This window comes from Nitrospina sp. 32_T5, assembly GCF_052156635.1.
Classification (GTDB): Bacteria; Nitrospinota; Nitrospinia; order Nitrospinales; family Nitrospinaceae; genus Nitrospina.
The window spans coordinates 228468-252659 of record NZ_JBQKUO010000003.1 but is presented as its reverse complement, the minus strand read 5'-3'; the positions used below and the strand labels follow the sequence as shown (position 1 = coordinate 252659).

General features: G+C 58.2%; 22 protein-coding genes. 8 read left to right on the top strand and 14 right to left on the bottom strand.

Annotated elements, in window-relative coordinates; translation table 11 throughout:
* Window positions 1–76: 76 nt before the first annotated feature.
* On the bottom strand, window positions 77–1720 hold the full coding sequence (locus ACTRW9_RS09510) for a phosphoenolpyruvate carboxykinase (RefSeq protein ID WP_442426002.1): 1644 nt from the start codon (window positions 1718–1720) through the stop codon (window positions 77–79).
* Window positions 1721–1945: 225 nt separating this feature from the next.
* Between ACTRW9_RS09510 and ACTRW9_RS09505 the strand changes: the two genes are divergently transcribed.
* The 3 genes from ACTRW9_RS09505 (at window position 1946) to ACTRW9_RS09495 (ending at window position 5243) form a co-directional block, all read left to right on the top strand.
* Window positions 1946–2875, top strand: a complete 930-nt coding sequence (locus ACTRW9_RS09505; RefSeq protein WP_442429146.1) for a spermidine synthase — start codon at window positions 1946–1948, stop codon at window positions 2873–2875.
* 95 nt (window positions 2876–2970) lie between these two features.
* Window positions 2971–4075 (top strand): peptide chain release factor 2 gene (prfB, locus tag ACTRW9_RS09500; protein WP_442429145.1). Its coding sequence is split into 2 segments (ribosomal slippage): window positions 2971–3030 and window positions 3032–4075, totalling 1104 coding nucleotides; the frame shifts between segments, so codons are not numbered across the junction.
* Between the two features lie 160 nt (window positions 4076–4235).
* Window positions 4236–5243: a ribonuclease Z gene (locus ACTRW9_RS09495; RefSeq protein ID WP_442429144.1), complete on the top strand. Its 1008-nt coding sequence runs from the start codon at window positions 4236–4238 to the stop codon at window positions 5241–5243.
* A 32-nt stretch (window positions 5244–5275) separates the two neighbouring features.
* Here ACTRW9_RS09495 and ACTRW9_RS09490 read toward each other — a convergent pair whose 3' ends face one another.
* From ACTRW9_RS09490 to ACTRW9_RS09470, 5 genes are all read right to left on the bottom strand, one after another.
* Window positions 5276–6040 (bottom strand): hypothetical protein, encoded by a 765-nt coding sequence (locus ACTRW9_RS09490; protein ID WP_442429143.1) that lies wholly within the window; start codon window positions 6038–6040, stop codon window positions 5276–5278.
* 56 nt (window positions 6041–6096) lie between these two features.
* Complete coding sequence (locus ACTRW9_RS09485) at window positions 6097–6882, bottom strand: glycosyltransferase family 4 protein (protein WP_442429426.1); 786 nt, start codon at window positions 6880–6882, stop codon at window positions 6097–6099.
* A 17-nt stretch (window positions 6883–6899) separates the two neighbouring features.
* Complete coding sequence (locus ACTRW9_RS09480) at window positions 6900–7217, bottom strand: hypothetical protein (RefSeq protein ID WP_442426344.1); 318 nt, start codon at window positions 7215–7217, stop codon at window positions 6900–6902.
* 186 nt (window positions 7218–7403) lie between these two features.
* Window positions 7404–7802 carry a cyclic nucleotide-binding domain-containing protein gene (locus ACTRW9_RS09475; RefSeq protein ID WP_442429142.1) on the bottom strand — a complete coding sequence of 133 codons (399 nt, stop codon included), beginning with the start codon at window positions 7800–7802 and terminating at the stop codon, window positions 7404–7406.
* A gap of 284 nt (window positions 7803–8086) precedes the next feature.
* The gene (locus ACTRW9_RS09470) at window positions 8087–9127 is read right to left on the bottom strand and encodes an LOG family protein (RefSeq protein ID WP_442429141.1); all 1041 of its coding nucleotides are present in this window, start codon (window positions 9125–9127) and stop codon (window positions 8087–8089) included.
* Between the two features lie 65 nt (window positions 9128–9192).
* On the opposite strand from ACTRW9_RS09470, the gene ACTRW9_RS09465 reads away from it, so the two are divergent.
* Window positions 9193–9441, top strand: a complete 249-nt coding sequence (locus ACTRW9_RS09465; RefSeq protein WP_442429140.1) for a hypothetical protein — start codon at window positions 9193–9195, stop codon at window positions 9439–9441.
* A 75-nt stretch (window positions 9442–9516) separates the two neighbouring features.
* A complete protein-coding gene (locus ACTRW9_RS09460; RefSeq protein WP_442429139.1) occupies window positions 9517–10014 on the top strand; it encodes a YajQ family cyclic di-GMP-binding protein in 498 nt (165 codons plus the stop codon).
* Here the strand turns inward: ACTRW9_RS09460 and ACTRW9_RS09455 are convergent.
* The 7 genes from ACTRW9_RS09455 to mobB form a co-directional block, all read right to left on the bottom strand.
* The gene (locus ACTRW9_RS09455) at window positions 9994–10821 is read right to left on the bottom strand and encodes a carotenoid biosynthesis protein (RefSeq protein WP_442425993.1); all 828 of its coding nucleotides are present in this window, start codon (window positions 10819–10821) and stop codon (window positions 9994–9996) included. The two genes, ACTRW9_RS09460 and ACTRW9_RS09455, sit on opposite strands and share 21 nt — an antisense overlap.
* A 22-nt stretch (window positions 10822–10843) precedes the next feature.
* Window positions 10844–11833, bottom strand: coding sequence for a hopanoid-associated sugar epimerase (gene hpnA, locus ACTRW9_RS09450; RefSeq protein ID WP_442429138.1), 990 nt, complete (start codon window positions 11831–11833; stop codon window positions 10844–10846).
* A gap of 84 nt (window positions 11834–11917) precedes the next feature.
* Window positions 11918–12988 carry a peptidylprolyl isomerase gene (locus ACTRW9_RS09445; RefSeq protein WP_442429137.1) on the bottom strand — a complete coding sequence of 357 codons (1071 nt, stop codon included), beginning with the start codon at window positions 12986–12988 and terminating at the stop codon, window positions 11918–11920.
* Window positions 12989–13324: 336 nt separating this feature from the next.
* Complete coding sequence (locus tag ACTRW9_RS09440; protein WP_442429136.1) at window positions 13325–14845, bottom strand: alginate export family protein; 1521 nt, start codon at window positions 14843–14845, stop codon at window positions 13325–13327.
* Window positions 14846–14989: 144 nt separating this feature from the next.
* Window positions 14990–16768, bottom strand: a complete 1779-nt coding sequence (locus tag ACTRW9_RS09435) for an FG-GAP repeat domain-containing protein (RefSeq protein WP_442429135.1) — start codon at window positions 16766–16768, stop codon at window positions 14990–14992.
* A 65-nt stretch (window positions 16769–16833) separates the two neighbouring features.
* The gene (locus ACTRW9_RS09430; RefSeq protein WP_442425988.1) at window positions 16834–18048 is read right to left on the bottom strand and encodes a molybdopterin molybdotransferase MoeA; all 1215 of its coding nucleotides are present in this window, start codon (window positions 18046–18048) and stop codon (window positions 16834–16836) included.
* A 1-nt stretch (window position 18049) separates the two neighbouring features.
* Entirely contained in the window at window positions 18050–19180 is a 1131-nt protein-coding gene (gene mobB, locus ACTRW9_RS09425) for a molybdopterin-guanine dinucleotide biosynthesis protein B (protein ID WP_442429134.1), read from the bottom strand.
* 359 nt (window positions 19181–19539) lie between these two features.
* Between mobB and nirK the strand changes: the two genes are divergently transcribed.
* Window positions 19540–20559, top strand: coding sequence for a copper-containing nitrite reductase (gene nirK, locus ACTRW9_RS09420; RefSeq protein WP_442429133.1), 1020 nt, complete (start codon window positions 19540–19542; stop codon window positions 20557–20559).
* 178 nt (window positions 20560–20737) lie between these two features.
* Here nirK and ACTRW9_RS09415 read toward each other — a convergent pair whose 3' ends face one another.
* Window positions 20738–22072: a sigma-54 interaction domain-containing protein gene (locus tag ACTRW9_RS09415; protein WP_442425985.1), complete on the bottom strand. Its 1335-nt coding sequence runs from the start codon at window positions 22070–22072 to the stop codon at window positions 20738–20740.
* Between the two features lie 296 nt (window positions 22073–22368).
* Here ACTRW9_RS09415 and ACTRW9_RS09410 point away from each other — a divergent pair, with 296 nt between their 5' ends.
* Window positions 22369–23244: a hypothetical protein gene (locus ACTRW9_RS09410; RefSeq protein WP_442429132.1), complete on the top strand. Its 876-nt coding sequence runs from the start codon at window positions 22369–22371 to the stop codon at window positions 23242–23244.
* A gap of 66 nt (window positions 23245–23310) precedes the next feature.
* A complete protein-coding gene (locus ACTRW9_RS09405; RefSeq protein ID WP_442429131.1) occupies window positions 23311–24192 on the top strand; it encodes a DUF6279 family lipoprotein in 882 nt (293 codons plus the stop codon).

Below are 24192 nucleotides of genomic sequence, written 5' to 3'. Positions count from 1 at the left end.
AGGACGGTGTGCTTTAAATAAGAGGAGTGGGAACAAAGCAAGAGCGGCCCGGGGGCCCGGGCCGCCGCTTCGTGTGTTACTTGATCTTCTTGATCGACGCTTTCTTCCCGTTCGGCAGACGGGGCCCGCCTTCCAGGATTTCGCGGCTCACCGCGCCTTCGTACTCCTTGAAGTTTTCGATGAACTGCGCCGCCAGTTCGCGCGCCTTTTCATCGTACGCCTTCGGGTTCTTCCACGTATTGCGCGGATTCAGCACATCCGCCGGCACATCCGGGCAGGACGTGGGCACGTGGATGCCGAAGATCGGGTCCGGCCGCGTTTCGACGTTACTCAGTTTGCCGTCGAGAATGGCGTTGATCATCGCGCGCGTGTGGGCGATGGACATGCGTTCGCCGACCCCGTAGGGTCCGCCGGTCCAGCCGGTGTTCACAAGCCAGCAGTCCACATGGTGGTCGGCGATGCGCTGGCCGAGCAGGTTGGCGTACACCGACGGGTGCAGGACCATGAACGGCGCGCCGAAACAGGTACTGAACACGGCGGTGGGTTCGCGGCTCATGCCGCGCTCGGTGCCCGCGACCTTCGCCGTGTAACCGGAGATGAAGTGGTACATCGCCTGCTCCGGCGTGAGTTTGGCGACGGGGGGCATGATGCCGTAGGCGTCGCAGGTCAGCATGATGACGTTTTTCGGATGGCCGCCGCGCCGGTCTTCGACAGTGTGTTCGATATGCGTCAGCGGGTACGCCGCGCGGGTGTTCTCCGTCAGGCTGGCGTCGTCGAGGTCCAGCCGCCGCGTGGTCGGGTCCATCACCACGTTTTCGAGGATGGTGCCGAAACGCCGCGTGCAGGCGTAGATGTCCGGCTCCGCTTGCGGGTTCAGGCGGATGGCCTTGGCGTAACAGCCGCCCTCGAAGTTGAACACGCCTTCCTGGCTCCAGCCGTGCTCGTCGTCGCCGATCAGCTTGCGGTGCGGATCGGTGGACAGCGTGGTTTTGCCGGTGCCCGACAGGCCGAAGAAGATGGCGGTGTCGTTGTCCTCGCCCATGTTGGCGGAGCAATGCATCGACAGCACCTTGTGGCGGTGCGGAAGCAGGTAGTTCAGCACGGAAAAGATGGACTTCTTGATCTCCCCCGCATAGTGGGTGCCGCCGATCAGGATCAACTGCTTGCTGAAGTCGATGATGATGAACGTTTCCGAGTTGGTGCCGTCGATCTTCGGCACGGCCTTGAAATTGGGCACGCCGATGATGGTGAACGCCGGGCTGTGGTTCTCCAGCTTCAGGCGGTCCTTGATCTGGATGAACATGTTGCGCGCGAACAGGCTCTGCCACGCGTATTCGGTGATGACCCGGATGTGGAGCTGGTAGTTCGGGTCCGAGCCGGCCATGCAGTCCTGCACGTACACGTTTTTGCCCTGCAGGTAGGCGAGGACACGTTCGTAGAGGGAGTCGAACTTGTCCATGGCAAACGGTTCGTTGACCTTGCCCCACCAGACGTTTTCCTGGCTGGACGGCTCCTGCACGATGAACCGGTCATTGGGCGAACGGCCGGTGTGCTCGCCGGTGGTCACCACCATGGGTCCGAGGTGAGACAGGTGCCCTTCCTGGTTCCGGATGATGTGCTCGTACAGCTCCGGCGTGCTCAGGTTCCAGAAGCTCTGTTTCACGTTGCGGATTCCGTGGTGCTCCAATCCGACTTTATGTTTCAATACTTTCTGCGCCATTATGGTTCACTCCCTTGTTGTAAGTGAGTAAAGGTTGGGTTTGAGGAAATTCACCGTTCGGAAGTGCTGGAACGGACGGATTTCATAGGGAAAATTGGGAATTTTTAAATTCTTCTCATGGTATCATAGAGGCGGATCAAAGAAAAATTTTTGTAAAAAATGATCCAATCGGGCAAATTTTGGTGAAAAAACTCCCCTGAAACGCCTCTCTACTCTGTCCGGGCTATGAGTTCCCAACCGACGAAAAATCAGGAAACAGGCGAGGATTTGAAGGTGCTGGCCCACGCCCGCAGCCGGTACAACGACATCTTCGTCATCCAGAGCGGGACGCACCGCGAGATGTGGTTCAGGGGCAACGGTGACTTTTTCCTGCAAAGCCGCATCGACCCCGCCCGGCCCCGGGAGCTGGTGCTGGTGTATTCGCGGTTGACCCTGGTGGCTCTGCTGTTCCGTCCACCTCCAAAACGGGTGCTCGTTATCGGGCAGGGCGGCGGAGTGCTGCCTGCGGCGCTGTCGCACTGGTTCCCGGGTTTGGTGATCGACGTGGTGGAAATCGATGCCAAGGTCACGCGCCTGTGCCGACGATTCTTTTATGCGCTCGACCAGAATGGCGTGACCGTGCACACCGAGGATGGGCGCAGCTTTCTGGAGCGTGTCCGGGGAAAATGGCATTACGACCTGGTGATCCTCGACGCGTTCAAAAGCGGATCGATCCCGTTTCATCTGAAAACGGTGGAGTTTTATGAAAACCTGCGCGCTGTGCTGTCTCCGGACGGGGTGGTGGCGACAAACCTGTACGGGCCGAGCAACATTCACAAGCCCTCGGACTGGAAGACCTTGACCGCCGTGTTCGAACACCTGTATTTTTTCGAGGACGAAGAAGGCCGCGCCACCGTGGCGGTGGGCACCCGTGATAAATCCCGGATGACCGCGGACGCCCTGAAAAAACGAGCGGCGGCGTATCCCGGGCCTCCGGGCATGAACCTGGACCTGGTCCACCTGGCCGAACGGTGGGTGGAACCCGACGTCACGTCGCCCTCGGCACGGGTGTTCGTGGACGCCATCCAGGGAAGCGACCTCAAACGCATTATCGACAACAACAACCGGCTCGACCCCGTGGGCAAGATTCCCTACACGCTTGTTAACGCGCATTGACCCGCTCCGGACCGTTGCGCCGGGTGCGGTTCTCGGCGACAATACGGGGACTCATCATCAATCGTTAAACATTCCTATCAGGAGGTGGCGTCGTTATGATCGACGAGTTGAAAAAACAGCATCGCGAACAGGTGAAACGGATCGAGCGGATCAGGGGGTTTCTTTGACGTCGATGACAAACTGAAAGAAATCGAAGGCCTCGACGCCAAAACCGCCGCGCCCGATTTCTGGAACGACAACGAAGCCGCGCAGAAGATTTTACAACGTCGCGCCTCCCTCCAGCGCACCGTCAAGGTGTACCAGGACCTCATCAAGCAAAGCGAAGACCTCGACGCCATGCTCGACCTGATGGAAGAGGAGGAAGATGCGTCCATGGAAGGTGAGGGCGAGACGCTGGTGAACGATCTCGAGCAGGCGCTCACCGAAGCCGAACTCAAGGCGATGCTCTCCGGCGACAACGACGGCAACAACGCCATCCTCAACATCAACTCCGGCGCCGGCGGTACCGAATCGCAGGACTGGGCGCAGATGCTCCTGCGCATGTACCTGCGATGGGGCGACCGCAACGGCTACAAGACCGAAGTGCTCGACATGCAGTACGGCGACGAAGCGGGCATCAAAAGCGCCACGGTGAACTTCGTCGGCGACTACGCCTACGGGTACCTCAAAGCCGAGATCGGCGTGCACCGCCTCGTGCGCATTTCCCCCTACGACGCCAACAAGCGGCGGCACACTTCGTTCGCGTCGGTGTTCGTGTTCCCGGAGGTGGCGGAGGATATCGACGTGGAAGTGAAAGACGACGATCTCAAGATCGACGTGTACCGCGCGTCGGGTCCGGGCGGGCAGGGCGTCAACACCACCGACTCCGCGGTGCGCATCACGCACATGCCGACGGGCATCGTGGTGCAGTGCCAGAACGAACGCTCCCAGCACAAGAACAAGGCGTCGGCAATGAAGGTGCTGAAGTCCCGGCTGTACGAGATCGAGCTCGAAAAACAGGAAGAGGAAAAACGCAATCTTGCAAAAGGCAAGAAGAAGATCGAGTGGGGAAGCCAGATCCGTTCCTACGTCCTGCATCCGTACCAGCTGGTCAAGGACCTGCGCACGCAGGTGGAGATGGGCGACGTGGCCTCGGTGCTCGACGGCGACCTCAACCGCTTCATCGAAGCGTTCCTCATGAATGAAAAGGTTTCGGCATAGTTTTTTAATTTCTCTCCCCTTAGCAAAGGGAGCTCTGCACAACTGTTTTGAATGGGTGAACCCATAGATTCTTTGTCGCCTTTGGCTCCTCAGAATGACAGGTAACCTGAATTGTCATTTTGAGCGTCAGCGAAGAATCTATGTTTTCGTTTTTTAAATTATGAAACCGATTTTGCATCCATCGCTGGTGAACGATCCGTTGGGCGACCCGGGCCTGTTCGTGCGTTTTCTGTATGAAAAGCGCGCGCTGTTGTTCGACCTGGGCGAAATTCACCGCATCGCCAATGTCGATCTGCTTAAAGTCAGCCACGTGTTCGTCAGCCACACGCACATCGACCACTTCATCGGCTTCGACCGGCTGTTGCGCATCGCCTTCGGCCGCGGCCACACGCTCCGCCTGTTCGGGCCGGAACACTTCATCGCCAACGTCGAGGGCAAGCTGGGGGGCTTCACCTGGAACCTGGTGGACCGCTACGAGGAGTCGATCGACATCGAAGTCACCGAGGTGCATCCGGATCATTTGAAGACCGCGACCTTCCGCGCCATCGACCGTTTCCGGCGCAGTAATGAGACAACGCGCCCGTATGAAAACCGCGTCATCTGGCAGGAGCCCGGGTTCACCGTGCAGGCGTCGATCCTGGAACACCGCGTTCCGTGTCTCGGTTTCGCGCTGAAAGAATCGAAACACCTCAACATCAACAAGGACCGGCTGGAGCAGATGGGCTTCACTCCGGGCAAGTGGTTGAACCAGCTCAAACAGGCCATCCTCGAAGGCCGGCCGGAGGACACGAAGATCGAGGTGCTCACCGGACCCCGCGGCCACGCCACGCCGGAGACGCGCACGCTTGGGGAGCTCCAGCGTGAACTCGTTACGGTGACCGAGGGGCAGAAGATCGCCTACGTCGTCGATACCGTGTACAACCCGGAGAATGCGGAGCGCATCGTCGAACTCATCAAAGATGCCGACGTGTTTTACTGCGAGTCGCCGTTCATCGCGGAAGAAGAAGAGCGCGCGCGCGAACGCTGTCACCTGACGTCCAGGCAGGCGGGGCTCCTCGCCCGTGCCGGCGGGGTGAGGGAGTTGCGTACCTTCCATTTCTCACCGCGCCACACCGACGCCGTCGAGCAACTCCAGAAGGAAGCGCAGGATGCGTTTCACGGACGGTGAGGAGAAAATTTTACTTAAAATGTCAGGTTCTTTTAATTTTTTACCTTTTCCCTGAATCCAAACTTTTGATCTTGATTATTTAACTCATAAATTTCGAAAGTTTTTGTTATAGATGGGCAATTTTTACTTATCGCTAAGACATCTATTTCTAAAGGTTTCATTTCTAATGGTTCACAGCAATTAGAAACTATATCCATCAGCCTAAAATATGGATTAGGATCTCCACTAATGGGAATACCAATTACATTAGCCATCCTACCCTTTGAGTCACCTTTTAACGAAAACTCCTTTTCATACTCCTTAGTTTGTCCCTGCTGAGCAGGCAGGATTTTGTCATGTGTTAAGTTTAAGTTTCTGGAGCTGCCCTTTAAAATATCTCTATCTTCGTCTTTATATCTAATTTCACTTACTTTAACCTCGACTCCCTCCGCATAAGTTCCTGACCTGCTTATTATACGGATTCTATAAAACCTGTATTTTGCCTTACCATTTTTCCCAGGTAAGAATAATTGGTCGTCTTGAAAATAAGGCTCTTCGTTTTTAAAAACAATTTCAAGTCGTGGTTTTTGCTTTTCTTCTAGTTCATGGAATGCCCGCCACTTTCTCGTGTATGCAATTAGAACCCAAATTAACAGTGGCAAAAATGCCCATGTATATGACAGTTCTTGGATCCCCATCAAGTCTATTCCCCATAGTTTTGCAAGTGTGTAGGAAATTGATAAAAGAGGAGCCAATACGCTTACAAATCGATAACCATCGACAAATAAATCTTTTATGTACTTAATAAGACTTTTCATTTCAAATTCTATTGTTTTCTCTCCAAGCGTGAACGGGAATAAGGTCTTTTAACTTTTCAGCGCAGGAGCGACTGGTACAGGTGGAGGGTACGCTGGGTGATGTGGTTCCAGCCGAAGTGGTTGCGCACCTGCGCGCGGATGCGGTCGCGGAACGTCTGCCGGGTCTCGGCGTTCGACAGTTTCATGATGCGGTCGCCGATGGTGTCCGGGTCGGCGGGCACGACGAATCCGGTCTCCCCCGCGACCACCAGGTCCTGCGTGAGTCCGGCGGGAGTGGAGACGATGGGCAGCCCGTAGGCCGCCGCCTCCAGCAGAGGCAGACCCAATGACTCGTGTCCCACGGGATACACGAACACGTCGGCGGTGCGGTACAACCGGTCCAGGTCCTCGCGCTCGTTGGGGCGGTGGATGTGCAAACGATCCTCGACGCCCAGCACCTTCCCCAGTTTTTTGATCGATTCGACGTATGCGTCGGCCCCCGGAGTGGGATCACCCCATTCCGCAATGTCGATGGCGAACGGCACCGTGAGGTTCCTCGCCGCGCGCAGGATGAGTTCCAGCCTGCGGTTCGGGTGCAATTCTCCCACGTATAGCAAGCGGAGCGCGTTGCGCGAAGCCGGTGCGGGCGGCGGCGGATGCACCACGTCGATTCCCGGCGGAATGATATGAAGCCGTTCTGCGTCCACCCCGATCTGCCGGGCCTCGTCGTATTCCGCCTTCGACCCCACCACCACCGCGTCGGCGCGGCGGATCGCCGTCTTCAGCGTCAACAGGTCATGCAGGCGCGGCGGAAAACCATCCTTGCGGCTCGACCCCGGCAGCAACGTGCCGTGGGTGCTGATGACGCATTTCTTTTTCTTTAAGAGGGCAAAAAAAAAGCGGTGTCGGTGAGGAAGTCGCGGAATCCGTGTGCGTGGAGCAGGTCGAAGCGGCGCAGGTAACCGATGGCGCCCAGGCTGAATCCGTAACCCATCATGCCCGCCTGCACCGGAAGTCGGCGAATGGCCACGCCGTCGGCGATTTCCTTTTCCGGCAGATGTGGGTCGGTGTGCAAATAGGTGGTGAGAATGGGGGAGGGCACGCCCTGTTTTTCCAGGTGACGCGACAACTCCCAGGCCTGACGGGAGGCGTCGTCTTCTTCCGGGAGGAAGGTTTGCAGGGTTCTCAGAATTCTCAAAGTTCAACCGGGAGAGGAGGGTTGAAAGCAAGGATGTGCACTGCCCGCATTCTACCGCAGGGGGCGGTGGCTGTAAACGGGCGAAAAAAAAGGGAGGGGCCGTAGACCCGGCGGGGACAGGGTGAACCAGGTCTACGGCCCCAAGTGACCCCTCATCTCCAGTTTAGGGAAACTTGGAAAGGGAGATTACACTGCTTGAGGGGCCAAGTCGTGTTTCGATCGGGCGCGCAGGACTTTCTTCTTCCGGCCCTGCGAGGCCTGACGCACGCGCTGGGCCATCGTCTTCAGAATCAGCATCAAGGCCTGCGGGTTCTGCCGCACCGTGCGAAGCATTTCTTCCTTGGAAACGATGGCCACCACGCCGTCTTTCAGAGCGCGGACCGTCGCCGTACGCGGGCGGCTTTCAATGACGCCCAGTTCGCCGAAAATGTCGTCGGGCCGCAGAACATCAATGACCTCCACGCGGCCGTCCCGGTTGTAACGGGACACTTCAAACTCGCCTTTTTCGACCACGAAAATGAAGTCGCTCTGACTGCCTTCGCGGAAAAGAATCTGGCCTTCTTTCAAATATTGCCGGGTTTTCATGGTTGAGTCTCCATACCAAATAGTCAGGTTGTACCAGTGAAACAGCAATTACCTTGCCAACTGGATACTTAGAAGGACTAAAAATGAAGACATGCTGATTAAGGGCCACTTAAAAGCAGACGGCTGGCCACGATAGTGCATATCCGGGGGGCCTAGGCGTATGATTTAGTATAAATTAAATAAAAAAATTTATAAAAAAAGTTAAATTTTTAATGGCTCATGCATGGATGAGAGGTCCTGATTTGAATGGAGGAAATCGATGGGCCGGGTGAGGGGAACGGGACTCAGTCTTTCAGCTCGCGGTTGATTTGCAGGATCATCTCGTTGAGGCGCCCGAAGAAGTGTTTGTTGAAGTTCAGGGTCAGGCGGGGCAGGTTCGGCGCTTCCCCGGCGCTCACCTCTTCCGGCAGGGCTTCGGATTTCTGGATCTCGCCGCGCAGGAGGATGTCCTTGTACTCGACGTTGAGGTCCTTGACCAGCGAATCGGGGATGGGTTTGATGAAACGCAGGACGGTGACATCGTTTACGTAGCGAAAGGAATGGTACACAGTGTAGTAGTCGAGGATGTAATCGACCCCCTCCTCGACGTTTTTGACGATCTTGAACAGGCTCAGGTCGGCTTCCGAAATGTAGCCGTTGTCGAGCAGTTCGTTCTGCACGTAGGCTTCCCAGCGTTGCCAGTAGGTGTCGTCTTCCGCATCGGCCAGCACGATGGGGCGCGGTTCGGTTTTTCCGGTCTGGAACAGGGTGAGGTTTTCGAAGCCCTCGTCGAGGGTGCCGAACCCGCCGGGAAACAGCACGGTGGCGTCGGATTCCTTGATGAAGAACAGCTTGCGGGTGAAGAAGTATTTGAACGACATCAGTTTCGGGTCGCCGTGGATGTGTCGGTTGGCGCGCTGTTCGAAGGGCAGGTCGATGTTGATGCCGAAACTGCGGTCGGGTCCGGCCCCGGCGTTGGCCGCTTCCATGATGCCGCCGCCCGCTCCTGTGATGATCATCATCCCCCGGTCGGCCAGTTGTTCGGCAAAGTCCCGTGCCATCAGGTAGTTGGGGTCTGAATGAGAAGTGCGTGCGGAGCCGAAGATGACCGCTTTGCGGGAATCGCGGTAATCTTCGAAAACGCGAAAGGCGTGACGCAACTCCTTTAATGTGGTATTCATGAGTTTGTAATCACCCCGGTCCTGGTGTTCCAAACCGACCTTGAGCACCGTCGTCAGCATTTCGCGGAACAGGTCGCGCAGGGAAGGGTCGGTGCAGAATTCCTGCAGCTGGGCAATCAACTCCTCGGCTTTTGGATCTCCTACGCTATAATGGTTCTTGGGCATCCACGAACTCCAGCAACCGGACGCATCCCGGTCAACCGCAATGAAAAAAGAGGAATTACCTTATCATGAATGATTCGCGCAAGGAATCTGAAAAGGAAGAAACGGGCATGAGCGATGCGAACACCAAGATCCTTTTGTACTCGATCGCCGGCATGCTGGCGCTGGGTTTCCTGGCGGTGATGTTCGTCATCGTTCCCTGGTTGCTGCATGACGACTCCCCGTCCTGGAAACAGATTCTGGTGGACGACTCCATTGTGCTCGTCACCATCGCGATGTTCGTTTACGGTTTTTACATGAATACCAAGATTCATTGATCCCGTCTTTGCCGCACCCCTGCCCGGCGGCCCCCAATCCCGGTTCAACTCATTCCATGAAACGGAGCAAGCAAGATGGCCAAATCCTGTTCGTTTGATATTGTGTCCGAAGTCGACCTGAGTGAAGTGCGCAACGCCGTCAATCAGGCGATGATGGAAATCCGCCAGCGTTTCGATTTCAAAAACAGCAAGAGCAGCGTGGAGCTGGAAGAGAAGGAAAACCGGCTGGTGCTGGTTTCCGACGACGAGATCAAGCTGAAGTCCGTCGTCGATATCCTGCAGGGCAAGCTGATCAAGCGCAAGGTTCCTATCAAAGCGCTCGATTACGGCAAGGTGGAAGCGGCGGCGGGCGACACCGTGCGCCAGTACGTCAGCCTGCAACAGGGCATCCCGCAGGACAAGGGCAAGGAAATCGTCAAGTTCATCAAGGGGCTGAAAGTGAAGGTGCAGGGTCAGGTGATGGACGACCAGGTGCGCGTGACCGGCAAGAGCCGCGACGACCTGCAGGAAGTAATCGCTCAGCTCAAGGCGAAGGATTTCGACATCGCCATGTCATTCACCAATTACCGGTGACGTTTTGACCGGAAGCAGGTCGGGACGCCGCAGCCGCAACACCATCACCCCCAGAATCGCCAGCGTCAGCACCGTACCGCACAGCCCCAGCACCCCCTCGCCGATGTAAAACGTCACCGCCAGGTTGAACAGCAACACCCCGAAGTAGAGTGCCGGCCCCAACAACGCCTGGTAGGGCACCTCGCGCTGGCCTGCGTCGCGGAATCCCGGCCGGCTTTCCAGCCAGCGATTCACGCGTGTGAACGTGAAGAGGATCGCCGCCCCGGTGATCACCCAGCCGCCGAAATTGGTGAGCGGAATGTTGAAGTACTCCCCCTCCTCCTGGTACGTGTAGATCTTGCCGAGAAACCAGCGGTCGCCGCGAAACGCGACGGGATCGATCACCACGTCCATCAGCATGAACAGCACCGCGCCGGAAAACACCACCTTCAACGAATGACGCACCTTCGAAGTGTCGCCGAAACGGATGTCCCAGCCGTTTCGCTTGAGCGGCGCAAAAAGGAACAAGGCCATGGTGTAAGCGACGTAGGTCAGGAACGAATACGACAGCGAGTCCATGAACGGCACGTTGGCGATCCACAACTCCTGGTCGCGGGTGGTGTCGATGTAACTGTAGTAACCGTAGGGGAATCCGTTGCGCGTCGAGGAGTACTCGGAGAGGAAAGCGATGCCGTAGGCGATCACCGTGAACAGGGCGGATCGCTTCCAGCCGAAATGCCAGACTGCAAGCGTCAGGTAGATCGCGAGGAAGACAAACACGTAGGGCCGGAGCAGGACCGTCCCGATCAGCAGGTTGAGAAAATCCATAACAGGTCGTGTGCGTGCAATCTCAGCGGGCGAGCCCGTGTTCGCGCATCCAGTGAACGGCGTCGCTCAACGCCTGTTCCACCGGGTTCTGCGGCAGTCCCAGTTCCCGGACCGCCTTCGAAGCATCAAAGTACATGTGGTATTTCGCCATCTTGACGCCGCCCAGCGGCACGGCCGGCGGCTTGTGCGTGATGACGTTCGACACCGCGTCGCACACCCATCCCGCCGTGTAGGCCACCCAGTAAGGCATCTGCACTTTCGGCGCGGGAATACCGGTGATCTTCGACAGCGCGTCGAGGATTTCCTTGAGCGACATGTTGCGGTTGCCCAGGATGTAACGTTCGCCTGCCTCGCCGCGTTCTTCCGCCAGCAGGTGGCCGCGTGCGCAGTCGCGCACGTCGATCAAGTTGAGTCCGGTGTCGAGGTATGCCGGCATGTTGCCGTTCAGGAAATCCTGGATCACCTTTCCCGTCGGAGTGGGTTTGATGTCGCGCGGTCCCACCGGTGCACTGGGATTGACGATGACCACCGGCAGACCGTTTTTGGCAAATTCCAGAGCCACCTGTTCCGCTTCCCACTTCGACCGCTTGTAATCGTTGCAGAGGGTGGCCTCGTTGAACGGAGTGGTTTCGTTGCCCGGAGTGCCGTTCTGGGTGAGGCCGATGCAGCCGACGGTGCTGGTGTACACGACGCGTTTCAGGTCCGCCTGCTTAGCTGCATCCAGGATGTTGCGCGTGCCGGTGACGTTGATGTCGTACACCATCTTGCGGTCGCGGCTCCACAGGCTGTAGTAGGCGGCTGCGTGGTAGAGCGTATCGCACTTGTCGAGTGCGCGCGCGAGGGAATCCGGATCGCGCAGGTCGCCGTGAACGACTTCCACGTCGAGCCCGGAAAGGTTGCGCAGGTCCGACCCCTGCCGCACCAGCACTTTCACCGCGCGGCCGGACAGGATCAGCTCGCGCGCGATCGCCGAACCGAGAAACCCTGTTGTTCCTGTTACCAGTGTTTTCATTTTGGATTTGAAGTGGTCACGCAGTTTTTTGGGTGTCCCCTTCCTGTCATGAAGGGGCAGGGGGTGGTTCTGAAAGACCTGTCTTTAAAAGAACACCTCGACATCCGCCTCATCCCGCAGTTCGGAAACCAGCTTGTCCTTTTCTTTTTTTACTTCTTCTTTCAGCAGGTGGTTCAGCAGATCGGTCTTCACCTGGTCGAGCGGAACCACCTCTTCCGGAACCGCCGCGTCCAGACGCAGGATGTGGAACCCATACTCACTGCGTACGATGCCCGAGGTTTGGCCGGGTTTCAATTTGGAGACGACCTCATAAATCTCTTCCGGCATTTCATGCTGGGCCATGGTACCCCATTTGCCGCCCTTTTTGCGCGTTTCCTCGTGTTCGGAAAATTCTTTGGCGACGTCCTGAAACTGTTTGCCGGATTTGATTTCTTTCAACGCGTTTTCAATTTTCTTCCGTGCATCGGCCTCCACCAGGTTCTGGAGTTTATGGAAGCGCTCTGTGAGTTTCGGGTCTTCCGGCTCTTCCTGTTTCAGGGCCGCGGTGAAGATGTGTGAAAATTCCCAGCGCGGCGGTTGCAGGAACTGTTCCCGGTTCTCCTCGTAAAATGTTTTCACGGCCGCATCCGAGACGTTGGCTTTGGGCGCGAGCCGGGTACGCGTGACCTGTTCTTCCACCAGCTGACGTTCGATGCTGACCTGCAGGAGGTCTTCGTTCAGCCCCTGCACGTGGAGCGCGCGTTTGAATAATTCTTCCGACGGAAACTGGCTTTGGATTTTTTGAATCTCACCCTGCACGGTCTTTTCATCGACGGTGATCTCCCACTCCTTCGCTTTCTGGAACAGCAGTTCCTGCCCGATCAGGTTGTCGAGCGCTTCTTTGGAGTATTCGGCTTCCTGCTCAGGGCTCACCCGATGCCCCTGCTGCTGGTGGAACATCTTGTACATCTGCACCTGGCTGACCAGCATGGTGCCGGGGATTTCCCTACCGTTGACGGTGGCCACGATGGGCGGCACGAGGCGCCCGTTGATTTCCATGCGCGCCTCTTCATGCGCATGGGTGTCCGCCACCTGTGCGATGGACACGTGGGGCCACAAAAGCAGCGCCGCAAGCAGAAGAGGGTGCAGAAGTCTGGAAGGGGTCTTGAAGTGCATGTCAATTCCTTGGAGGTTGATGAATGAACAATGTGCGAAACGGGCCTCGACGGTATTCAGGCCGCGGCTTGGCCCGGTCCCGGTGGCACGACCAATGTTGTGTTGAGAATCGTGAAGGGACCGGCAGGGCGGGTCGCCCGTTCCGAGGTTGCGCGGGTTTGCCTGCGTGCAGGATCCGGCGCAACGGGTTTTCGGCTGCCACTCCGGGTGGCTTGAAAGAGCATGGACTCCATTATAGGCCGTTTGGACGTTTCTGTAAAACGGTGCCCGGAACGGGCAAAAAAAATCCCCCGGGCGAAACCGCCCGGGGGATGGTGATACAGGGTTGAAGAACGATCAGAACTTCAGGTCCAGCTGAACGTAACCCCAGTTGGCGGAACCGTCAACAATTCCGCCCTGTCCGGCAGACCGGGATACACGCGGGTTGACCAGGATAAAACCCGGGTCCGCCCAGTAGTTGGAATACCCGGCAGTCATCGTCAGGTTCGAGCTGTACTTGTGGACGAAAGTGATGTCCAGCTCGCGGCCCAGATCGATGTTCTCGGCGGGGGTCTTGAAGTAATGAAAGTCCGCTTTCACGGTCCAGTTGGCCGCAGGATTCATCGACGTTTTGATGGCGATGTCCTCGAGACCCAGGTACGACGTGTCGCCACCGGTGGCGTTCAGGTACGTGTCCATGTACCCGTAGAACTTGTGACCGGTGTCGTAAAGGGTGTCAAAGGTACCCCAGATGCCGTCCTGAACGTCCTCGGAGTCCGTACCGGAGAGCCGGTCGTACCACAGGGTGACGGAAGGGGTCCACATGACGTTCTTGAAGGACTTGCCGAGACGCGCGCCGATCATGTACGCGCGGCGGTCAACACCCGACCCGCCGCCTTTGGTGTAGGCGGCCAGGTTTGCGGCGGAAACCACCTTTCCCGTGGCCGGCATGGTCGTCGCGATGCCTTCCGCGCGACCGCCCTGGAAGTAACCTTCAAAGCGGTAGTCGAAGCCTGCCATGTTGCCGGCGATGCGACCACCCACGGTGATCATCTCGTTGTCCGGGTTGCCAGCGGAAGTGCCGGAACCGTTCCAGGAGTTGTCCACCGTGATAACCAGGTACGGAGAGATCACCGCGTTCGGAACCAGGGTCTTGATGTTGCCCCAGAACACGTGGTCTTCCCGGTCACAGTTGTCACTCAGGTCGCCCCCGCCGAAACCGGTGCCACGGCCACAAGTACCCTGACCCAGCAGGCCACCGGGGCCGGCACCACCGAGGTTGATCGGTGCACCCGCGCTGTTGCCACCGACGGCGAACGGTACGGAACCATTCGCTTCAATGGCCTTGATGAAGATGTACGAAAACATGTTGTCGCCATGATGATGATCCAGGCGAATCGCATCCGCGGACTGAGCGCCCGTGGTCCAGCCGGTGTTACCGAACAGGCGGTGTCCGTCCAGAACGACTTCCTGCCGACCGATTTTCAGGTCAGCGGGCATGCCAAAAAAGTCCTGTACGGTGAAATATGCCTGATGGAGACCGACATCAACGAGTCCGTCGGCAGGGACCGCAGCATTGCGGGGTCCGGGAGCGGGACCGGGGATGAGACCGCCGGTGCCGGCACCGTAAACGCCACGGGCCTGGAACTGGATGAACGCCCCGATTTTGTCATCGATGTTGACGTCGGCGTTCAGTCGAATGCGTGTCAGGAAAAAATGGGTGGGATCGGTTTTCTTGTCGAAATCGTTTTGCTCAAAAATCTCGTATCGGGGCCGCATTTGACCGCCGAACTTGACACTTGCCGCCTGGGCGACCATGACGCCGGCCAGTAAAACGGCCACCGCCACCGCACCTGCGGCTAAAAGTTTCCTTTTCATGCTTACCTCCTCCAAGTAAGGAAAATGGAACTTATCTGACTCTTAGGTATCAACGCTTATATGGGAAGCTCCTTGACCTTGAGCGAACTTTTCTCGGGTTTTGCGGGGCAGGTTCCTCCTCTTTTGAATGGTTGGTGTCTGGGATCACTTCCAGTCATAGACGAACAACGTGGTCATCTTTTCATCCCGGAAGAGGCCGCCCTTGTCGGCCACCGTGGCTACGTGGACTTGATGTCTGCGGGAGTCCTTTGTACCCACCACCTGGAATGCGGCCAGGTATCCCTTCTGTTTATTTGTTTCAAATGCCGTCTCAAGCCCCTCCTTGTTGACGGCAATGAATGCCAGACTGCTGCTGTTGATTACGACCAGTTCCGACAGCCAGTTGCCGCCGAACCGATGGTTTTTCGGTACCAACAGGAAGCGCTGGTTCCTTTTTTGAACCGGGACCAGCCTGCCTTTGTAACGGACGGGCCTGGGAACGTAAGGATCTGTAAAGTCAACATAAGGTTGGTCTTTCAGCCCCACTTCGATCTGCCGCGGGTCGTGTCCGTAGTAATCCTCTGATTTTACTAGCAGTTTTCCGTCGGTCGAATATACCCTTAAATTGTAATTGTTGTCAAGGACAATTATTTCAATGGATTTGTCGAAATTCGTGTCCTCCAGGGTCACCCCGTAGAGGGTCGTTTGCTGGTTCAAAAAACGCTCGAACCCCAGCTCTGCACCTTCCTTGTAGGTATTATTCTTATATACCATAGTGCGGACTTCCGACCCGAACGGTTCCTCCACTCCGGGCCGTTGGGTGAGGAGGCGGGGGACTCCCTTGTAGGAACGGATAACCCGGAAATAACGGTTGAGGCCGATGGCGATTTTCTCGAACCGGGTCTGGCCCGGCGCCTGTTCGAGGATGAAGCTCTCCAGCTTTTGCCCGACCTGGTTGGTGACAAAGATTTCGGCGCGGCCGTTGCCATTGATGTCCGCCACGTCCACGGTGAGGAACCGGTTGAACTCCGCCGGCACGCGGATGGTGCCGATTTTGACGTACTGCCCTTTGATGAAACGGTAAATCATCACCTGGTTGCGGTCGATGAACACGAATTCCGGCTCGCCGTCACCGTCGAGGTCACCCACGTCCATGTCCGCCAGCACGAAATCGAAATCCTGTTTGCCGATGAACTTCACCATCCCCAGTTCCTTGGCGGCCTGAGACTGGGTGCCGCTCTCCGGCGTGGCCAGTGCGGTCATTTCATCAAACACCACACGCGCTTCCTGCAAAACGGCGCCGTCCTCCACAGCCACCACGCGGTAACGGAGCACCGTCTGGCCCTGCACGGTTTCCACCCTGGACAGAAGAAGCAGGTCGAAGGCGATTTCTTTGTTCAGCCTGGCCAGCACCTGCGGTTTCATGAGGTCGGCGGCTTGCAGGCCCTGGTCCAGCATCCACGCCTGCATGCCGAAGGCGGGCACTTCCATGCGCGGACGTTTTTTGAGCGAACGCTCGATGGCCAGTCCGACCGCCTGCGTGTCGAGCGACAGGTCCTCCGCCTGCAGCACCGGGGCGGACAGGATGACCATCTTGCGGAAGCGGCTTTCCACGCCGTCGCCGTTCTGAATGGGTTCGTTGGTGTTCAATGGGCGTGCGACCGAATAGTTGGTGCGCACCTCGGTCACTTCGATGACGCCGATGTCGGTTTCCTTGCGGCCGATGACCTCGCCTGTCACCGGGTGCACGATCTGTTCGCCGTAACGGATGACTTTCAGCCGGTCGCCGGAGTGGATGGGCTGGCCTTTCTTGAGGTCGATCAGCACTTCGCCGTTTTCCACCGACAGGACGATGCCCTGGATGTCCGGGAACTGCGCCTCGATCTGTTCCGCCATGCGGTCGAAACCCGTGGCGGCCCAGAGGGGAGACGCCCAAATGGACATCAGGAATAATGCGGCGAAAAAAATCCTCGGGGTGCGGGAGTGGGTGAGAAAGTTCGGCATCGGCCTCAGGTATTCAGAAGTTGGACGGTGACCCGCTCGCCCTTCCGGAGTTCGCTTATCTCCAGAGGAAACACGAGCAGGCCGTTGGCGGCGACGGTGGACTTGAGCACCCCGGACCCCTGCTGTTCCGCGGGGGTCACGGTGCAGTCGCCGCCGTCCCAGGAGACCACGGCGCTCATGAAATGCACGCGGTCGGTTTTTTTCTTGATGGTTTCGGTGAGGGTCGCCTGCACCGTCCGCGGACTCAGGTCGCGCGCACCCATCATCTTCTTGATCGCCGGGCGCACGAACTGCTCGAACGACACGAACGAGGACACCGGGTTGCCCGGCAGGCCGAACACCGGCGTCTCGCCGATTTTGCCGAAGGCAAGCGGTTTGCCCGGTTTCATGGCGACTTTCCAGAACACCATCTCGTTGCCCATTTTCTGGAGGCTTGCCTTCACCAGGTCGTAATCGCCGACCGACACGCCGCCGGAGGAGAGCACGATGTCGCTCTCCAGCGCCCACTCGAATTTTTCCAGCAGGTCCTTTTCGTCGTCCCGGGCGACCCCCATGTAGCGCGGGATGCCGCCGGCCGAGGCCACCTGCGCCATCAGCATGTAGCCGTTGCTGTTGTAGATCTGCGAGCCTTCCGGCACCTGGTCGAGATCGACGATCTCGTCGCCGGTGGAGAGGATGGCCACCGTGGGGCGCTGGCCGACGGTGACGCTGCTTCTGCCGCACACCGCCATCATGCCGACGTGCGCCGGGGTGATGACGTTGCCCTTCGGCACCACCACGTCGCCGGTCTTCACGTCCTCGCCGGCGAGGCGGATGTTCTCGCCGATCGTCGCCTTGTCCTTGGCGAAGACAAAGTTGCCGTTCTTGTCCGTGTCTTCCTGCATCAGCACCGCGTCGGCGCCGGGAGGAATGGGGGCGCCGGTCATGATGCGGATCGCCTGGTTGGATTTCAGCGTGATTGTGCCGATGGACCCGGCGGCGACTTCATCGACCAGTTCCAGCTTCACCGGGCTGTCCGGCGTCGCCGACTGGATGTCGCCCGCGATCACCGCGTAGCCGTCCATCGCCGAGTTGTCGAGCGGCGGGTTGTCGCGGCGGGCGGTGATGTCCTCCGCCAGCACGCGCCCCAGCGCCTCGGTGATGGAGACCTTTTCCAGTCCCTTGGGTTCGATTTTGGCGAGTATGCTGGACAACGCCTCGTCGACGGTGATCATGCCCATTTCAGTTTTCCTCCTTCTGTTCCCGCTTCACCCGGGCCACTTCGTATTCCTCGGGCGTGTTGACATTCATGAAATCGGAACGGTTGTCCTCCGGCACGCTGATGCAATGGAACGGCAGTTCGTTGATGATGCGCGACAAAGAAAGTTCGCGCCGCGACATGGCCTCGAACAGGGGCACGATGAACTTCGGTTCGTATATGCCGCACATGGGTTCCACGCCGAGGCGTCCTTTCTTCATATAACAGGTGCCGTAGCGGAGCGGGTCGCGTTGTTCGATGATGTGCCGGACGTTGCGTTCCTTCAGGAACGGCATGTCGCAGGCGACCACCAGCCACGCCTTGTCCGGGTGGTTGGCCATGAGCGTCGCCAGGCCGCCCACCGGACCCAGTCCACTGTGTTCGTCGTTCAACCGCTCGCAATCGGCCAGGTCTCCGAGGTCGGCCAGGTCCTGGTCTGGCCGCGCCGACAATACCACTTTATCGCAGAACCGCGACAACAAGTCCACCATCCGTTCGGCTTCCGTCTTTCCGTTGTAGGCGAGCGAGAACTTGGCCTTACCCATGCGTTTGCTCTGCCCGCCGATGAACACGCCGCCGTAAATCGGGCTGGTGCACTGGAGAAAATGGCTGCGCACGAATTCGTAGATGCGGTCCACCTCGTCGCGGTGAAACAGCGGGATGCCGAGATCGGTCAGCCCCGTGTCGTGGATCACGCCCTGGTGCACCACCGCCTTGATGCCGGTGTCGTCACGGGAGATGGGAAGTCGGCCCTCCGCGTCGAGGAACACGATCTTGTTGAACGGCGATTTCTTGTAGCCCTCGATGAGGATACAGTCGCACTGCTCCAGCGCGTGGGTGATGGAGCGTTTCTTGAACGGGTTTTCGGCGATGATGGCGAAGTGTTCGGGATCGTTGATGGTGAGGATACCCGCCCCCGCCTGCCGGGCGCGCCAGGTGTCCTTTCCTTCCTTGTCCATCTGGAAGCGGTGTGCGTCGTGCTTGTAATACCCGGCGCGGATGTGGTCGCTGCGGAACCGTTTGATCAGCTCCACGAGCAGGGTGGTTTTGCCCACACCGGAAAACCCGGCGAAGCAGAGGAAAGGGGTCTTGAAGCGTTCCCAGTAGCGGTCCATGCGGTTTTCTTGATCAACCTCCCACCGGGCTTTCCAAAACAGAAGGTTTCGCCAAGGGGGGTGGGGTATAAGTTATTCAATTATTGAGATTTAGCTATTATTGGCGATAACGCGCGGTCTGTCAATAAGTTTCCATCGGTTACGGCGGCAGACCTGGAGGAACAGGCGGCATTCGGAAAAAGGAGGAGTTGCCCGGGGACACGCAACTGCCTGCAACGTTGCGTTGGCCATTTAACGCAACAGGGGAAAGGACCGTATCCTGCAAATTCAGCTTAAAAACGGTGGTTTGGAATTTGGCACGGGCCTTGTATTAACGAGGCGGTAGGTCGTTCCATGGATTTTTTTTAACCTTTAGGAGTATGAGTTACATGATCGAATCCCTTTCCCGATTGCGCTTTAAACCCGTTCAGCTGATTTTGTTCCTGTTCATCCTGTCCGTTGCCGCGCCAGGGTGGTCGCATGGCGATTCCGTCATGGCCACGGCGCCGAATGTGCCGTCCCCCACCAAGCGTTCCGAGTCGCAAACGGTGGAGGTTCATTTTGAGGCGAAGGAATTCGTCGGCGACCTGGCGGAAGGATTGGGTAAAGGCATCAAATATAAATTCTGGAGTTACAACGGCACTGTTCCGGGCCCCATGGTGCGGGTGCGGGTGGGCGACACGGTGCAGTTTCACCTGACCAACCCGAAGACCAACTCGCAGGACCACAACATCGACATGCACGCGGTGAACGGACCGGGTGGCGGTGCGGCGGTGATCACCGTCGCTCCGGGTGAGACCCGCGTCTTCTCGTACAAGGCGCTGGCTCCGGGCCTGTTCATTTATCACTGTGCGGCCGGGCAGATTGTCGACCATATCGCCAACGGCATGTACGGACTGATCCTTGTGGAGCCGGAAGGCGGCCTGCCGCCGGTGGACCGCGAATATTACGTGATGCGAAGCGAGTTCTTCACCACGCAGAAGAAAGAAGGGCTGGTCGAGTTCGACATCCAGCGCGGCCTCGATGAGAACCCGACCTACGTCGTGTTCAACGGCAAGGAAGGCGGCGTGATGTTCGACAACGCGCTCAAGGCGAAGGTCGGCGAAACCGTGCGTATTTACTACGGCAACATCGGTCCCAACCGGGTGTCTTCGTTCCACATCATCGGCGAAATCTTCGACAAGGTGTACATGGAAGGTGCCATCGGCGGACTGGTGAACACCAACGTGCAGACCACCATGATTCCTTCCGCAGGTGCGACCATTGTTGAGTTCAAGGTGGACGCGCCGGGCACGTATGCCCTGGTGGATCACAGCATTTTCCGGGTGGCGAAAGGGGCGATCGGCCACCTGGAGGTGGAAGGGGAAGAGAACCCTTCCGTCTTTCGAGCCGGGAAGTGACCCCCCACACTCCGGCTTTCAACTCGCCCCATCCCCGCAACACCTGGTCCTTCCCCGCGAAAGCGGGGAAGGGGCAGGGGTCTTCAGCCAGAATCTCAGCAGTCCGGGAATTTGTTATAAACAGAAAGCTTATTTACCAAACGGTGGGCGGGGCTCGATAACCAGGTAGTGACGTGCTTCAAGCGGGAAGGCCGAACTCCTTCATCTTGCGCCAGAGGGTGATGCGGTGCACGCCCAGTTCCCGTGCGGCGCGCGACTGGTTGCCCCCGGCTTTCTCCAGCGCGGCGGCCACCATCTCCCGGTTCAGCCAGTTGCGGCGGCGCACCGGGTTCACGCGTCCGGGAGCGGGACCCTCTGCCTCCGATTGCAAAAATGCGGGAAGGTCCACGTTCTGTATGCGCGAGCCGGAACACTTCACGCAGGCGTGTTCCACCACGTTTTCCAGTTCGCGGATGTTGCCCGGCCAGTCATGGTCGAGGAGGGGACCCAGAGCGTCGTCGGCGATGCCTTCGATGGGTTTCACGTGCTGGATGTTCCAGCGTTTGATGAAATGCTGGACGAGGTAGGGAATGTCTTCCTTGCGGTCGCGGAGCGGTGGCAGGTTGAGCGGGATGACGTTCAGCCGGTAATACAAATCTTCGCGGAACCGGCCCGTTTTCACTTCTTCCAGGATGTCCTTGTTGGTGGCGGCGATGATGCGAATGTCCACCTGGCGGGTCACGTTCTCGCCCACGCGCTCGACTTCTTTTTCCTGAAGAACGCGCAACAGCTTGACCTGGATGGTCGGGGTGAGGTCGCCGATCTCGTCCAGAAAAATGGTCCCGCCGTGTGCTTCCTCGAAACGACCGATGCGGTCGCGAAGCGCCCCCGTGAAGGCGCCCTTGGCGTGTCCGAACAACTCGCTTTCCAGCAGGGTGTCGGCGAACGCGGTACAGTTTACCTTGATCAGGTTTTTTCCCGCACGCGGGCTGGCGTAGTGCAGGGCCCGCGCCACCAGTTCCTTGCCGGTGCCGCTTTCCCCCTGGATGAACACGGTGGAATCGTAATAGGCCACATTCTGGATGTTTTCGAACAACTCCTTCATCACCCGGCTTTTTCCGATCATGTTGCCGAAGGAGTGGACCTCTTTCAATTCCTGCCGCAGTTGGGAGATTTCGGTGACGTCGTTGAGCGCCACCACCACCCGCGTGCCGTCTTCGTTGCGTTGCAGGATGCCCGCCTGAAATTCGCCCGTGCGCTTCGCCCCGTCTTTGCGCAGAAAGGAGGAGGTGAAGTGCGCTTCCGGGTTGATGCCGTTCTTCACGGTCAGGCACAGCTCGCAGTTGTTCAGGCACACGCTCTGGTCGAGGATGGTGATGCATTTCCTCCCCAGCACCTCCTCGCGGCTGTACCCGGTGATCCGTTCCGCGGCGTCGTTGAAATAACGGATATTCAGATTCTCGTCGTAAACGAAAACCGCTTCCTTGAGCAGATTGATGATCGATTCGATGTTGTCTGTGGGCCGTGTGTTCATGATGCTTCTTCTCTTTCCGGTATGGGACGGGGTGCCGCAATCCAATGGATGGTACCCTGTTGCCCGGAGTGTTGCAATGGAATAGTGCAACAGTGTGTTGAGGCCTCCCCGTACTGGCCTGAAAAAGCAGATTCCACGAAGTTGCCATTAAAAGCCCGGGGGCCCGGTTTCCGGAAACGGGGGATCGATCCGCGCGGTTTGGGCTTGTGGCGGTTTTCGCGGGATTGATATAATTTTAATGATGATGGCAATCCGGCTGAGCGCCACCGTGTGGTGTTTCTCTTTCAGGTGTGCTCATGAAACCGTTGGCCCTCCCTTCCATTTTATTGACGGGACTTTTTGTTTTCTCCGGCATCTTGCCGGAGGTCGTCTCCGCCGGCGGCGGGAGTGCGGGGTTTCATTCCTCGTTCAACCGGAGTTCAGGATTCAAAAGCCGCATCGGTCCCAAATTCCAGTCCAGTATTCAACGTCGCATCCGCACCCAGCAGGGATTCCGCGACGGAAGGACTTCGTCGTTTCGCGGTTCCCGCAGGCAGGGCGTGTCTCCGCTTCGCCGGAAGTTTCTGTTCGGCCCCAATGAACTGCGCAACCGCCTGGATGAAAACTCACGGAAAATTCAAAATGACGTGATCCGGGATGGGCAGGATTTTCGCCCGCGCCATCCCGGTTTCAAAATCAAACAGCGCGACACCCGGCGACAAGGCAATAAAGGAGTTCGCGGGCCGGGATTTCACCGTCGGCATCCCGGACCGTCGCCGTTTTCCCTTCGGCCGTTCCAGCGGCACGGATTCGGGGGACCGTTTCCGTTCGTCGGACCGTTCCAGCCGTTCGTGTTTTCTCCGGGATTTGGCGTTCTGCGGTTTCCGCTGGGCCCCACCACCAACATCACCGCGTTTCCCGGGCGCAGCGATTTTTCCGAGCGCATCCTGGACCGGACGCAGGGCATCGGGTTTAAAACCCGGCTCCGCGATCAGACTGTGTGGCACATTCTGGGGCCGGATGATTTTGCGGCGGATCAAGCCCCGCAATCAAGTAACAAGAAACGCCGTTCCCATCACCACCTGAAACGCATGAAGAACGGCCAAAAAGTGTTTTCCGATTTCGGCGGACGCGTGATCGGGGAAACGCAAACAGATTCCGAGGCTCCGCCTTCACCCTTTTCCCTGCGCTGACCGTAACTGTTCTGCAAGCGCGTGTGCGGGTGGGGCCAGGGAAACCCTTCCGCCGGAGGCGACCCGATGACCCGACGTCCTCAACTTCCCCGTCCGGTAAGGCCGGGTCGACGGCGGCTTTTCCTGCTCGTGCTCTGTCTGCTGATTGCCGCCGGGTGCAGCCGCACCCGTATCGCCTACAACTTCTCCGACTGGTTTCTCGTCCACCGCATCGACCATTACTTCGATCTCACCCGCGAGCAGGAGCGGTTTCTCGACCAGCGTGTCGCCGCTTTGCAGGCGTGGCACCGCAAACAGGAACTGCCGCGCCTTGTCGCCGCCCTGGACGAACTCGACCGGCGTTACGTCGACGGTTTGAGTGCGGATGACGCCGATTGGATCTGGCATCAGCAGGGGGCCTTCTGGGACCGGTTGATCGCCCGCGGCCTGCCGGACTTTTCACGTTTTCTCGCCACCCTTGACGGTGATCAGATCCGCCACCTGGAAGGGCGTTTTCAAAATGATGGAGGCTGGCTGGTGAAACAGGCGGCATTGGACTCCCGCGAACTGAAACACGATCACCACGAGTGGGTGCTGGAGGTGTTCGACGACTGGTACGGCGGGTTGACGGAGGAACAGGTCACCCACATTTCGCATTGGTTGCGTGCCGACCATGACTGGGTGCAGCTTCGGCTTAAAAACCGCAACCGGTTCCAGCTGGATTTTCTGAATCTCGTCCGGCAAGGAGGGTCGGCGGAGTTTTATCATGCCCGCCTGTTGCAGTGGCTCCGTCATCCGGAATCCCACTGGGTTGCCGGGTTCGAGGCCGGGCTGGAGGATCGTCACCGTTACTGGAAGGATTTGATCGTGCGCGTGGATGCGGAGATGGCCCCCGTCCAGAGACAGCACGCCCGCCAGCGCATGCAGGGTTACCGCGACGACTTCGCGGCCCTCACCGAAACCGGCTGA

Coding starts and splice junctions, on each gene's coding strand:
- ACTRW9_RS09440 (WP_442429136.1), bottom strand. CDS start 14,845: ATGAAAAGGAAACTTTTAGCCGCAGGTGCGGTGGCGGTGGCCGTTTTA.
- ACTRW9_RS09415 (WP_442425985.1), bottom strand. CDS start 22,072: ATGAACACACGGCCCACAGACAACATCGAATCGATCATCAATCTGCTC.
- ACTRW9_RS09505 (WP_442429146.1), top strand. CDS start 1,946: ATGAGTTCCCAACCGACGAAAAATCAGGAAACAGGCGAGGATTTGAAG.
- nirK (WP_442429133.1), top strand. CDS start 19,540: ATGAGTTACATGATCGAATCCCTTTCCCGATTGCGCTTTAAACCCGTT.
- ACTRW9_RS09470 (WP_442429141.1), bottom strand. CDS start 9,127: ATGCCCAAGAACCATTATAGCGTAGGAGATCCAAAAGCCGAGGAGTTG.
- mobB (WP_442429134.1), bottom strand. CDS start 19,180: ATGGACCGCTACTGGGAACGCTTCAAGACCCCTTTCCTCTGCTTCGCC.
- ACTRW9_RS09465 (WP_442429140.1), top strand. CDS start 9,193: ATGAATGATTCGCGCAAGGAATCTGAAAAGGAAGAAACGGGCATGAGC.
- ACTRW9_RS09510 (WP_442426002.1), bottom strand. CDS start 1,720: ATGGCGCAGAAAGTATTGAAACATAAAGTCGGATTGGAGCACCACGGA.
- ACTRW9_RS09490 (WP_442429143.1), bottom strand. CDS start 6,040: ATGAAAAGTCTTATTAAGTACATAAAAGATTTATTTGTCGATGGTTAT.
- ACTRW9_RS09495 (WP_442429144.1), top strand. CDS start 4,236: ATGAAACCGATTTTGCATCCATCGCTGGTGAACGATCCGTTGGGCGAC.
- ACTRW9_RS09455 (WP_442425993.1), bottom strand. CDS start 10,821: ATGGATTTTCTCAACCTGCTGATCGGGACGGTCCTGCTCCGGCCCTAC.
- hpnA (WP_442429138.1), bottom strand. CDS start 11,833: ATGAAAACACTGGTAACAGGAACAACAGGGTTTCTCGGTTCGGCGATC.
- ACTRW9_RS09445 (WP_442429137.1), bottom strand. CDS start 12,988: ATGCACTTCAAGACCCCTTCCAGACTTCTGCACCCTCTTCTGCTTGCG.
- ACTRW9_RS09435 (WP_442429135.1), bottom strand. CDS start 16,768: ATGTCCATTTGGGCGTCTCCCCTCTGGGCCGCCACGGGTTTCGACCGC.
- ACTRW9_RS09410 (WP_442429132.1), top strand. CDS start 22,369: ATGAAACCGTTGGCCCTCCCTTCCATTTTATTGACGGGACTTTTTGTT.
- ACTRW9_RS09430 (WP_442425988.1), bottom strand. CDS start 18,048: ATGGGCATGATCACCGTCGACGAGGCGTTGTCCAGCATACTCGCCAAA.
- ACTRW9_RS09405 (WP_442429131.1), top strand. CDS start 23,311: ATGACCCGACGTCCTCAACTTCCCCGTCCGGTAAGGCCGGGTCGACGG.
- ACTRW9_RS09460 (WP_442429139.1), top strand. CDS start 9,517: ATGGCCAAATCCTGTTCGTTTGATATTGTGTCCGAAGTCGACCTGAGT.
- ACTRW9_RS09475 (WP_442429142.1), bottom strand. CDS start 7,802: ATGAAAACCCGGCAATATTTGAAAGAAGGCCAGATTCTTTTCCGCGAA.